This is a genomic window from Pseudomonas meliae (assembly GCF_001400515.1).
Classification (GTDB): Bacteria; Pseudomonadota; Gammaproteobacteria; order Pseudomonadales; family Pseudomonadaceae; genus Aquipseudomonas; species Aquipseudomonas amygdali.
Map to the genome: position 1 here is coordinate 1 of NZ_LJQT01000446.1, position 13,271 is coordinate 13,271.

6 protein-coding genes and 1 pseudogene are annotated in these 13,271 nt (G+C 58.1%); all 7 read right to left on the minus strand.

The features are described 5' to 3' along the window. The coding region (locus ALO64_RS20530; RefSeq protein WP_054991789.1) for an MFS transporter at positions 1 to 1,284 on the minus strand (1,284 nt) is incomplete at its 3' end. Positions 1,285 to 1,467: 183 nt separating this feature from the next. After that, positions 1,468 to 3,101, minus strand: a pseudogene (locus tag ALO64_RS20535) (J domain-containing protein). Positions 3,102 to 3,106: 5 nt separating this feature from the next. Beyond that, entirely contained in the window at positions 3,107 to 4,801 is a 1,695-nt protein-coding gene (locus tag ALO64_RS20540; RefSeq protein ID WP_005733487.1) for a molecular chaperone HscC, read from the minus strand. 131 nt (positions 4,802 to 4,932) lie between these two features. Beyond that, complete coding sequence (locus ALO64_RS20545) at positions 4,933 to 7,308, minus strand: PAS domain-containing protein (RefSeq protein ID WP_082303471.1); 2,376 nt, start codon at positions 7,306 to 7,308, stop codon at positions 4,933 to 4,935. 224 nt (positions 7,309 to 7,532) lie between these two features. Then, the gene (locus ALO64_RS20550) at positions 7,533 to 8,867 is read right to left on the minus strand and encodes a sigma-54-dependent transcriptional regulator (RefSeq protein ID WP_044345066.1); all 1,335 of its coding nucleotides are present in this window, start codon (positions 8,865 to 8,867) and stop codon (positions 7,533 to 7,535) included. 6 nt (positions 8,868 to 8,873) lie between these two features. After that, positions 8,874 to 10,631, minus strand: coding sequence for an ATP-binding protein (locus tag ALO64_RS20555; RefSeq protein WP_044345068.1), 1,758 nt, complete (start codon positions 10,629 to 10,631; stop codon positions 8,874 to 8,876). A gap of 69 nt (positions 10,632 to 10,700) precedes the next feature. Then, positions 10,701 to 12,998, minus strand: a complete 2,298-nt coding sequence (gene bglX, locus ALO64_RS20560; RefSeq protein WP_005753826.1) for a beta-glucosidase BglX — start codon at positions 12,996 to 12,998, stop codon at positions 10,701 to 10,703. Positions 12,999 to 13,271 lie beyond the last annotated feature (273 nt).

The following is a 13,271-nucleotide window of genomic DNA, read 5'->3' on the forward strand; positions in this document are numbered from 1 at the left end:
AAAATTTCTGACAGTCTCCGAACAGGCGATGCAAGCGGTTACGTACCAGTAGTAGCCGGTTTCCATGCCGATGCTCTTGAACCACAGTGCGATGTATTCCGCAGTACCACCGAAAATCGACACCGTCAGTGCATACGGCAGGCCGACACCCAGCGCACGGATCTCGGTCGGAAACAGCTCGGCCTTGACCACTGCGTTGATCGATGTGTAACCGCTGACGATGATCAGCGCCGCCATGATCAGGAAGAACGCGCCCCACCAGGTCTGAATGGTATGCAGCGTGGTCAGGATCGGTACGGTACACAGCGTTCCCAGTACGCCAAACGCAATCAGGATCGGACGCCGCCCGACCTTGTCGGACAGGGCGCCAATCACCGGCTGCAACAGCATGAACAGAAACAGCGTCGCGGCTGATATCGAGGTCGAGTCGGTGATGCTCATGCCGACGGTGTTGACCAGATACTTCTGCATATACGTGGTGTAGGTATAGAAAGCCAGGGTCCCGCCCATCGTCAGACCGACTACGGTCATCAGTTCCTTGGGATGACGCATCAATGTGCGCATCAGGCTTTCCTTGGCCTTTTCCTTTTTCTTGCGGGTGAACGACTCGGTTTCTTCCATGCCACGACGCAGAAACAGCGCGACGACTGCACACAGGGCACCGATGACAAACGGGATACGCCAGCCCCAGGCATACAGTTGCTCGGTGGTCAGCGTCTGCTGCAGCACGATCAACACGCCCAGCGCGATGAGTTGGCCGGAAATCAGCGTGACGTACTGGAAGCTGGAAAAGAAGCCGCGACGTTCCTTGGTGGCCATTTCGCTGAGGTAGGTAGCCGAGGTGCCATATTCACCCCCGACAGACAGGCCCTGCAGTAGTCGGGCGAACACCAGCAGGATCGGGGCACCGACGCCGATGCTCTCATAGCCCGGGGTCAGGGCAATGATCAGCGAGCCGAAACACATCAGCAGCACCGATGCCATCAGCGCAGCCTTGCGCCCCTTGTAGTCAGCGTAAAGCCCCATCAGCCAGCCACCGATAGGCCGCATCAGAAAGCCGACGGCAAAAATCGCGGCCGTGTTGAGTAACTGTGCGGTGGTGTCGCCCTTGGGGAAGAACGCTTTGGCGAAGTACAGCGAGAAAGCGGCGTAGACGTACCAGTCGTACCACTCGACCATGTTACCGACCGAGCCGCTGAAAATGGATTTTAAACGGCTTGAAGTGGTTTTTTGGCCGGCAGCAGTAGCAGCCGACCCACGGGAGGCGGGATTGGAAGTTTCCATGGTGTTCCTTGTTTTTCATTATTTTTGGAAGGAGGCATTGGCTGCCCTGCCTGTGACATAGCAGGAGCTGTGCCACACCATGAGAGCTTGTTCTAGAGCGGTTGCGAGATTTTGATGAGCGAGAATCCGCTTATCTGTACAAAATAGATAAGCGGATTCTTGCCGATGGGTGCTCAAGCGAGGTTAGTGACCGCGTGCCGGCCCGAACACAATCACGCCCACGACGAAAGCGAGCATCAGACCCAGAACGATCATGATTGCCTTGAAGGTATTTCTGACGCAGAAGGCTTTTACGCTATCCCAGCCTCCGGTTCTGATGGAGATGGCGTCCTGAAAACCTGAAATCCGGTAGGGCGACAGCACGATCCATAGCAGCAGGACAGCGCCATACAGCGCTGCCAGTACGGGCCCTTTCTGTACACAGAATAGCCTAGCGTGACGATCGGAATACCGTGGCGCAGCGCCAGCGCCTGATAACCGGGCCAGCTCAGGTAATCGGGCAGCAAGCGCGCACTCCAGCGCGTATCCACCGGCTTGATACGCTCAGCGAAAGGGCGCCAGAACGACATGAATATATGGATGACAAGCAAGAGGAAAATCGGCGCGGTCAGCGCAAGGCCAGCTATTTCGTACCAAGTGGCGTTGCTGCCGGAAGGGTCCAGTGATGCCGTCGTGAAGATCGTCAATACGCCGAAAAAATAGGCCCTGAGATTGATATTGGATGACACCTGCTCAGGCAATTTACGCCAGGATTGTACGTCGGCGTCCGGGAATTCTTGTATGGCATCCGGGAATCGGTGAGTGAGGTCGGACGCCAGTTTTTCGCAGGCTTGCCACAGCTCTTGATTACCGTGCCTTGCCAGTCGCAGCCTTTCATCCTGGGGTGGTGGTTGCAGAAGAAGACGCGCAGCCATGGTCTCGGGACTGTCTTGTGAGGCTTCGAGCAGTTTCTGCTGACGTGCGACGAATGCCTTCTTTTCACAACGCTGGACCAGATTCATCCACAGGGAAAGCGGCCCTGCATACACGTCATGTTTCTGATCCCAGGCAAAAAGGCTGCTCACGCGTTCGAACAGGGCAGGGGACCAGTCATGGTTGTTGAGCAGCAGTGTCATGGTCCACTGTTCAAGTTGCTCCTGGCGATCAAATGATGTCAGCCATGGCTGCTGCCGGAGTGCCTTGAGCGTATCGAGAAAGGCACGTTCCTCGTTGTTTTCGAGCATGGCATGAAATGACTCAAGCGAGCTGTCCAGCAGTGCCTGAGTCAGCCGATGCGCCTGATGAGTCCTGAGCTGTACCTTTTGCCAGGGTGTCAGCCAATGCAGTTGTTCGACGGCGGCCTTGATCAGCGCCTGATTGTCCTCCGGGTCCAGCAGGCAACGCCGGGCCAGATGTTGCTGGAAGAGCTCATCGCAGCCTTGATCCTGGGCTATCTGACGTTGTGAGTGCAGGTTTTCCGGTGTGGTCTGACTGGCTTGCTCATACCAGCTCAACTCTACTGCCGGTCGGGCAGGAGGCTCGGCCATGTCGAATGCCGGGTGTACCTGTCGATGGTCCGGTCGGACTACCAATACAGGCTCATCAAGGGGCAGCGATTCGAGGGGCTGGCCAGCATTTGACCAGACGTCACTGCCCTCATCATCGTCTTCGGCACGATTTCTTGCCCAGTCCAGCGCCTGCTCGTAAGCATCGCGCAGCGCCTGAAAGGCAGCCGGGTTGTCGTCGGGACGCGTGGTTTTCAACAGCCTGGCGTATTGGCGCTTGATGCTGCGCTCGTCGGCATCATGGCCCAGATCCAGTACGCTCCAGCAATCCATTGCCGTCACCATTCACCTCGTTCGAAACGGTCTGCTTCCTGTTCAAGCTGTTTGCGCAGTTCATTGATCTGCCGGTCATCCTGGGTTTCCAGCACGCGCTGGAATTGTGCAGCCCAGACTCCGATGGTTTCACGTGCCTCGCCCAGATACTCCTGATAGAGCCGTTCCAGACGTGCTGTCAGGTGAGTGTTGACCTGTTGTTCGCGAGGATGAACCTTGAGTGCTTCCAGCACCTTGAGTCGTTCACGGATTTCGGCGGGTGTCATGACTCCGGGGTTGTTCTCGATAACCAGCTTGTGATTTTCGCCGGTCATCTGGATCCGCACGTCGGCCTCCAGCAGGCCGTTGTTGTCGTATGTGAAACGCACGTCCAGTTCGACCTCGCCAGCCTTGGCTTTCGGCACGGGAATATTCAGCTCGCCCAGCGCGATGTTGTCTTTGACCAGGCGGCTTTCACCTTGAAAAATCCGCAGCAGAACGTGCTCCTGATTATCGGCAACCGTGTTTACGGTACGCACCCGGCTGACCGGTACCACGCTGTTGCGTTCGATGATCGGAAGGTAATGCCCGGACTGATAGCCGTTGAACACGTATTGTGTGGTTTCGATACCCAGGGTGTAGGGGCACACGTCGGTCAAAACGACTTCTTCCAGCGCCGCATCGCGCTGTTTGAGTGCTGCCTGAATTGCAGCACCCTGCGCGACAACCTCATCCGGGTTGAGTGTGATGGCCGGAAAACGGCCGAACATCCCCGCGGCCAGTTTGCGGATCAGCGGCATACGTGTAGTGCCGCCCACCAGCAGGATTTCGTCCAGATCTGCGACGCGAATTTTCGCATCGCGCAAGGCTCGCTCGATAGGCGCGCGCAGGCGGGCCAGCAGAGGCGCAAACAGATCATTCATCTGCTCTTGCGTGATTGTCTTGCGCCATTCGCGGTCGGCATGGCGCAGCACGAAATCGACACTGTTTTCCTGGCCCAGCGCCTTGCGCACGCGCTCGGCTTCACGTCGTAGCGAAGGCGTTACCAGTTCCTTGCCGGGGAAGTCCTGCTCATCTCGGTGCAGGGTCAGAAAGTGCTCGACCAGCAGGCGGTCAAAATCTTCACCCCCCAGAAAGTTGTCGCCCGCGCTGGCACGCACTTCCATCACGCCGTCGAAGAGTTCGAGGATCGAGATGTCGAACGTGCCGCCACCCAGGTCGAAGACCAGAAACGAGGTTTCGCCTTCCTTCTGATGAAGTCCATAGGCCAGGGCTGCTGCTGTCGGCTCGTTGATGAGCTTCTCGACCTTGAGGCCGGCCAGCTCACCGGCAATGCGCGTTGCTTTACGCTGAGCGTCACTGAAGTACGCCGGAACGCTGATCACCGCCTCGGTGACAGGCTCGCCAAACGCGCGCTCGACGTCGGCTTTAAGACTCTTGAGTACCAGCGAGGACAACTCTTCCGGACGATAGGTGGCAGATCCCAGGCGAATCTCCTGAGCGCTGCCCATATAACGTTTGAATAGCGCCGTGGTTTTTTCCGGGTGAGTTTGCAGACGTTCGCGCGCCGCCTTGCCGACCAGAATCTGCCCTTCGTCATCCAGTCCGACAACGCTTGGAGTCAGCGTCTCTCCCAACGCATTGGTAACCAGCTCGCTGCTGCCGTCGCGCCAGACAGCCACCAGGCTGTTGGTGGTGCCCAGGTCAATACCGACGATCATCTCAAAAATGCTCCCTGCTCAAGGATTGTTGCAATGTTTTGCGTGATTCTGAATCAAGGCAACCGGTGTTGTCTTCGTTTTATGCGTCGGGAATACCTGGTTGCGTCCTGCCTCAGGATGCCTTTGCGGGATTATTGTTCCCCGGTACGGCTCACCGCCCTGTGCAGGATCGCCGCCAGATCTTCTCTGGAATAGGGCTTTTGCAACAGGTCGAAGCGGTGTGCCTCGTCCTTGGCGATCGTCGCAAATTCAGTGCTGTAACCGGTGGTGAGGACGACCGGCATCCAGGGGTAACACGCCTCGATTTCGGCAGACAGTTCCAGCCCGCTCATGCCGGGCATCGCGATATCCGAGAACACCACATGAAAGTTTTCCGGGTTACCGGACAATTCATGCAGCGCTTCGGCGGCACTTTTGACCCATAGCACCTGAAAGCCAAGCTGCTCAAGCATCGGTCGGGTAAAAGTGCCGATGTCCTGATTGTCCTCGACCATCAAAACGCACAGACCGGGCAACGCGATGGGCGCGTAATGCTTGTCTTGCGCGACGACTTCGTGATTTTTTGCACTCGGCAGGCACAGCGTGAAGCAGCTGCCTCTGCCCAGTTCGCTTTCAACCAGCACTTCGCCGCCCGATTGTTTGGCGAAGCCGAATACCTGCGACAACCCCAGCCCTGTACCCTGTCCCACGCTTTTGGTGGTGTAGAACGGTTCAAAGATCAGGCCCAGTTTTTCTTTGGCGATACCCGCGCCGGGATCGGTCAGCGACACCGTCACATAATCGCCATCGCTGAGTGAGGCGGGCTGATCGGCAGTGGGGCAGGCAGCGCATTCAACTTTTATGCTGAGTCGGCCTGCGCCCGACATTGCATCGCGGGCGTTAACCACCATGTTGACCAGCGCAGTGTCGAACTGGCTGCCATCGGCGAAGATAAAGCACGGCTCGGCAGGCAGGTCGATGTTCACCTGAATGCGTGCGCCGGTGAGCGTATCCATCATCTCGCCAATACGCGCTACGCTCTTGCAGACATCGAACACTTCCGGCTGCAAGGCCTGACGGCGGGCAAAGGCCAGCAACTGACCGGTCAAGCGAGCCGCCCGGTCTACCGTACTGGAAATCGCCTCGACGTACTTCACACGGCGATGCTCTTCAAGGTTAGGTGCCTTCAACAGGTCGCTGCAGGAGCGGATCACCGTCAACAGGTTATTGAAGTCGTGCGCCACACCGCCAGTGAGTTGGCCGATAGCCTCCAGTTTCTGCGCTTGATGCAAGGCGTCCTGGGACAGCCGCAACGCTTCATTGGCTTCTTCTTCGGCCTGAATGTCACGGCCGACGGCATGGATGAATTGTTTGTCCGGTACGGCAGTCCACGAGATGGTCCGGTACGAACCATCCAGGTGGCGATAGCGATTCTTGAAGTGAGGAATGGTCTGGCCATTTTCCAGTCCGCTCATGGCGGCCAGCGTACTGTCCACGTTTTCGGGGTGCACCAGCCCCAGGAACTGGCTGTCGAGCAGTTGTTCTGCCGACCAGCCGAGAGCTTGAGTCCAGGCCGGATTGACTGCCGAGATAATGCCGTCGAACTGCGCCACCAGCATCAGGTCAGTCGACAGGCGCCAGATGCGATCACGATCACGGGTGCGCTCAATCACGCGCTGCTCGAGCGTTTCGTTGAGAGACATCAGCGCTTGTTCAGCGTCTCGGAGCTGGGTCATGTCACGGGACACACACAGGATTTTCTCCGGCTTGCCGTCCTTGCCGAAAATCGGGCTGACTTGCACATGCCACCACTTGACTGTGCCCGTCAGAGTTTTCGCCGATCCCATGAAACTGGCGTTCTGACCCGCGCGGGCCGCTTCGACAGCCGCGATGGCGTCCAGATTGCCTTGGTCCTGCCAGAAATCGGGCCAGGGGCAGCCGCGAATCGCATTGAAATCGCTGACTTCCATGATCTGCTGGCCGCCTTCGCTCATGAAGGTCAGGCGCGAATCGAGGTCCAGCACCTTGATGCAATCATTGATGCTCGACAGAACACGGTCGGTAAACGCTTCGTTTTCATTTTGCCGGACCTGGGCAATGACTTGGGAGGTGGTTTCATTGACCCGGCAGAACACGCCCTCGATCAGGCCGTTATCGCCGTAGAGCGGCGAATAGGAAAGGGACCACCAGGTTTGCTCGGGCCTGCCGTTGCGCACAATGGTGCGCTGAATATCGTCAGACCGGCGGCTGTGTCCACCAAGCGCCTGCTCAGCCAGTGGGCGCACGGCCTCCCAGGCATCACCCCACACCGAGGCAATGGGTTGTCCTTGTGCCTGCTCTGCTGCAACGGGCAAAACCTGGGAATAGGCGTCATTGAAGAACAGGACAAAGTCCGCCCCCCAAAGCAGGTACATGCTGTCAGGGCAACTGAGCATCAGGTTCATTGATGACAGTAACGCTGCAGGCCATGCTTGCTTCGGTCCCAGCGCAGACGTCGACCAGTCTGTCTCTCGGATAAGCCGGCCCATATCGCCGCCTCCCAGTGGGAGGTCGAGGGGAGTATTCACGGTAGAAAATGCCCCAACTTTCGGACTGCCAATGTGAGCTTGAATAGCTAGGCGGGAATGATGTCATTATGCCTTGAAACTATCCAGCCATCACGGCCTTACATAGCCGGGACAGTATGCAGACCCGGCAGCGCGGGAAATGTTCGGTTATCGCCGGAAGAAGCCATACAGGATGTGCGCAGCCATCAGTTCATGAACATTTCCCGTACCAGAGCATGGCGCTGCATTTTCTCGTTCAGCGTCCGTCGCGGCAGTTGCAGCTCGTTGAGCACAGCCTTGATATCACCTTTGTGACGGGCCAGCGAAGCGCGCAGGCATTGTGCTTCGAAGGCTTCCTGGCGTGCTGCCAGAGAGTGTCCCTGCAATTGAGTATCGGGCTGCGGCGAGGTGAGTTCCAGGCCCAGCGCCTGCCGCTCAGCCGCATTGGCCAGCTCGCGTACGTTGCCAGGCCAGTCATGGCTGAGCAACTGACTCAGGCGTGCGGCGCTCAGGGCGGGCGATTCGCGGCCCATACGCTCGGCGGCGGCTCGGGCGAAGTGGCTGAACAGTTGCGCGATGTCTTCAAGGCGTTCGCGCAACGGCGGCAGGCGCAGCTCGGCAACGTTCAGGCGATAGGCCAGATCTTCACGGAAGCGCCCGGCGCGGGCCTCTTCAAGCAGGTCCGGTTTGGTCGCAGCAATGATCCGCAAGTTGACATCAATACTCTGATTCGAGCCCAACCGTTCAAGGCGCTTGTCTTGCAGAACGCGTAGCAGCTTGACCTGTTGCGCCATGGGCATGCTCTCTATTTCGTCAAGAAACACGGTGCCGCCGTCGGCATACTCCAGTCTGCCGATACGTTTGCCCTGTGCACCGGTAAACGCGCCGCTTTCGTGCCCGAACAACTCGGCTTCGAACAGATGTTCCGGGATGGCCGCGCAATTAAGCGCGACAAAAGGTTTGCCGGCGCGCGGCCCGAAGTCGTGCAGGCAGCGAGCGACCAATTCCTTGCCACTGCCGGTTTCCCCCCGAATGATTACATTGACCGGCAGTTGCGCGAGCTCAAGCACCTGGCGGCGCAAGGTCTGCAGGCTGGGCGACACGCCGAGCAGCGTGGCGTCCAGTCGGGTTCTGGCATCGGCCTGTTCATGCAGACGGCGGTTTTCCAGCACCAGTTGGCGTTTCTCCAGCGCGCGCCGCAGGTTGCTGATCAGCGTTTCAGGGCTGAAGGGCTTTTCCAGAAAATCATAGGCACCTTCGCGCATCGCCTCTACAGCCATTGGCACATCACCATGGCCGGTCAGCAGGATGACCGGCAGGTCCGGGTCCATGCCTTGCAGGCGGCTTAGCAGTTCCAGACCACTCATGCCCGGCATGCGTACGTCGGTCAGCACCACACCGGGGAAATGTTCCGGCAGTTTTGCCAGGCACTCCTCGGCACGGGCGAAGACTTGCACCTCAAACCCCGACAGCGTCAGCCATTGCTCGACGGCTTGCCGAATGGGAGCCTCGTCGTCTACCACGATGACCGCGTTCAACATGTCGGGTCAGGTCTCCAGAAAGTCATTGGGCAGGCTGAACCAGAACACAGCACCTTCGGCATGATTTTGCGCCGTCAGTTGCCCGCCCAGTTCGTGAATGATGGCGTAGGACACGGCCAGACCAAGGCCCAGACCATCGCCCACAGGTTTGGTGGTGAAAAACGGATCGAAAATACTGGCCAGGTTTTCTCCGGCGATCCCCGTTCCGTTGTCTTTGACGCTGAGCCGCCATTGTTTGTCGATGGCGTCGATACGCACGTCAAGGCGTCTGGACGGGCACTCGCGCATGGCATCGAGCGCATTGCGCAGCAGATTTATCAGCACCTGCTCCAGACGTATGGCATCGCCACGCACCCAGGCGGGACGTGAAAGATGCAGCACGCAGTCGATGTGCTCCTCGCGCAGGCGCGGGTCGAGCAACAGCAAGGCCTGATCGACTACCGTGGCCAGGTCCAGTCTTTCGCGCAAACCGCTGGGGCTCTTGCGGGCAAAGGTCTTCAGGTGGCTGGTCAAGGCGGCCATACGTGTCAGTTGTTGATCGACTGGAACCAGCGCTTTGCAGGCTTCATCGATTCGGCCCTGATCCAGCAGCAGTCGCACGGTCGCCAGTTGCATGCGCTGGGCAGTCAGCGGCTGGTTGATTTCGTGGGCCAGCGCTGCCGACATCTGCCCCAGTGCCGCTAGTTTGGCCGACTGCACCAGACCGTCCTGCGCGGTTTGCAGATCACGGGTGCGCTCCTGCACCAGACGCTCCAGTTCGTCCCGGTTGCGCTCCCGTAATCGCGCCAGTCGCCAGCGCTGATAGAGAAACAGCGCCAGAAATACCAGTGCCAGCCAGATACCCGCTGCGGCGAGGCCCGCATTGCGAATGTCCTCGCTGGACGTAGGTGGCTTGCGCAACAGGTGCAAGGTCCAGTTTTCATCGGGCAGCGGCAGCGACTGCCAGAGATAATCCGTGGTGCCATCCGGGCCTTCTACACGGCTCAAATGACTGTTTTTGCCGAAGCTGTCCATGACCCGACTGCGCAGCGGGGAAAGTACCTTCTTGTCGTATTGGCGAGTGCGCAGCAGGTCGGCACGGTCCTCTACAGAAATAGGCAGCAGTTCCCGATAGCGCCAGCCCGATTGATTGGCAATGAAAACGATGCCTTTTTCGTCGCTGACCAATAGCAGGTCGTCACCTTGGCCCCACTCCTGCTCAAGGTCTGGAAACTCCAGCTTCACGACCATCGCACCGATGAAGGCACCCGTATCGTTCACCACCGCACTGGACAAGAAGTACCCAGGGATTCCGGTGGTCACACCGACCGCGTAAAAGCGCCCGGTACCCTGAGCCCGTGTTTGCAGAAAGTAGGGGCGAAAGCCGTAGTTGTGGCCGACATAGCTGTTGGGTGCGCGCCAATTGCTCGCGCTGATTGCCAGACCGTGCAGGTCGAGCAATTCAAGCGTCGATGAATGCGCCGTATTGTTGATTTTTTCCAGCTTGAGATTGAGCGCGTTCTGCACGTCAGCGGCTACCGGACCGCTCAACGCCGCACGTATCCCCGGGTCCAGTGCCAGAACAGAGGGCAGGGCGCGATAACGTTCGATCAGGGTATGCAGGGTATTGGCATACAGTGCCAGTTGCCCTTCGGCACGCACCGCATCTTCTGATAGCGCGTGACGCTGGGCCTGATGCATCGCAAGCCCGGCGCACAGCACCGCACCGGCCATAATCAGCAGCATGTACAGGGTAATGCGCCAGTAACGATGCTTGAGCGTCATGTTGCGACCTGATCGGACTCCGCTGGCGCGTTTGCAGATCAATGCCTGCGAACGCGCCATGGACGAGCGTTACAACAAATTGAAGGTCGCTTCTTTCACGGTCTGCGAGTCCAGGCCGATCATGACCTTGAATTCACCAGGTTCCGCAGCGTACTTGAGCTCGCTATTGTAGAACTTGAGGTCGTTTTCACTGAGCGTGAAGTTAACGACTTTTTCCTCGCCAGGCTCAAGCATCACTTTTTCGAAGTTCTTCAGTTCTTTCACCGGGCGACTGATCGACGCAGCCACATCATGCAGATACAACTGCACCACGGTCGCGCCTGCAACCTTGCCGGTGTTTTTCACGGTTACGCTGGCAGTGAGCTTGCCTTTGCGCGTCATGCTGGCGTCAGACAGCTTGATGTCCGAGACGTCGAACTGCGTATAGCTCAGACCGTAACCGAACGGAAACAGCGGGCCATTGGGCTCCTCGAAATAGTGCGAGGTATAGTTGCCCGGCTTGTCTTCATGATACGGACGGCCGGTATTCAAGTGTGCATAGTAGACCGGCAGTTGACCGATCGAGCGCGGGAACGACATGGCCAGCTTGCCCGACGGGTTGTAGTCGCCGAACAGTACATCCGCCACCGCGTTGCCACCTTCAGTGCCCGGGAACCAGGTTTCGAGCATGGCATCGGCCTGTTCCTGCTCGTCGACCAGTACCAGGGGACGGCCATTCATCAATACCAGCACCAGTGGTTTACCCGTGGCCTTGAGTGCCTTGATCAGGTCACGCTGCTTGCCCGGAATGTTCAGGCTGCTGCGGCTGGCCGACTCATGGGACATACCGCGCGACTCGCCTACCACGGCAACAATCACATCAGCCTGCTCGGCGACCTTGACCGCTTCGTCGATCATTTCCTGCGCTGGACGCGGGTCGACCTCGACTTCCTTCTCGATGAAGTTCAGATAGTTGAGGATGTGCTCGTTGTCACTGACGTTGGCACCACGGGCGTAAACCAGTTTGGCCTTGTCGCCGACCGCGTTGGCCAGTCCTTCATACACAGTGACCGACTGATTGGCACGGCCCGCTGCCGACCAGCTGCCGAGCATGTCGAGGTGGCTTTGAGCCAATCCACCAATAACCGCGATGGTGCCTTGTTTCTTCAACGGCAGCGTGTCGTTCTGGTTCTTCAGCAGCACCAGTGTCTTGCGCGCAACATCGCGAGCCTCGGCACGGTGCAGGCGGTCGTCGGAATAGGTGTCTGCCGGGTCATCGGCAGCGACGCCGATTCGGCCGTAAGGGGCGGCGAACAGGCCCATGTCGTATTTTGCCCCAAGTACCTCACGCACGGCGCTGTCGATTTCCTTCATGGAAACCTCGCCGTCCTTGACCAGCCCGGGCAACTGCTCGCCATAGGCCACGTCGTTCATGCTCAGATCGACGCCAGCCTTGATCGCCAGCTTGGCGGCCTCGCGAAAGTCCTTGGCCACGCCGTGGTCGATCAGTTCCTTGATCGCGCCATGGTCGCTGATGGTCACGCCCTTGAAGCCCCAGTCCTTGCGCAGCAGATCCTGCATCAGCCATTTGTTGGCGGTCGACGGGACACCATTGATCGAGTTGAGCGCAACCATCACGCCGCCAGCTCCTGCATCGATGCCAGCCTTGTAGGGCGGCAGGTAGTCCTGATACATGCGCGTCATGCTCATGTCCACGGTGTTGTAGTCGCGTCCGCCTTCGACCGCGCCATACAGAGCGAAGTGCTTGACGGCAGCCATGATGCTGTCATTGGCTGCGATGTTCTTGCCCTGGAAAGACCGGACCATCACATCGGAAATGCGTGACACCAGGTAGGTGTCCTCGCCAAAGCCTTCGGAGCTGCGGCCCCAGCGTGGATCGCGGGAAATATCGACCATGGGCGCGAATGTCATGTCGATACTGTCAGCACTTGCCTCTTTAGCCGAAACCCGGCCCATCAGTGCGACGGCGTCCATGTCCCAGCTGGCGGCCATGCCCAGGCTGATCGGGAAAATCGTACGATGACCGTGAACCACGTCGTAGGCAAAAAACATCGGAATTTTCAGACGGCTTTTGGCGACAGCAGCTTCCTGCAGCGGACGATTTTCCGAACGGGTAACGGAGTTGAACGTGCCGCCGATTCTTCCGGCAGCAATTTCCTTGAGAATTTGCGGCTGTGGCATGTCGGCGCTGATGCTGATCAAACGCAACTGGCCGATCTTTTCGTCCAGGGTCATTTGTTTCATGAGTTTGCCGATGAAGGCATTCTTGGCTTGAAGCGTTGTATTGTCCGTGGCGGCGGCGCTTTGGGCCATCACCGACTGACTGGCCATCCCGACCAGCAAACCTAATAAACACAGCTTATTCATGAATGATTTCTCAAGGCTTTTGTCAGCAACTCGCGTTTAATGTCCGACAGCCAGTTTTTGGGTTATGGACCTTTGGCGTTATGGTTCGTACAGGGCGCAAGGATAGTTGCCATCCGCTTCACTGTACGAAGTCCCCCCAAGGTGTGTACGAAAATGGTGGTTTGATTGATTTTTGTACAAACCCTGTTCGATCAATTATTGACCGCATCAGGCGTTGGCGATGGATTATGCCGGGGAACTTGTGTTTTGGCTAAGGAAACTCTGAAAAAGACT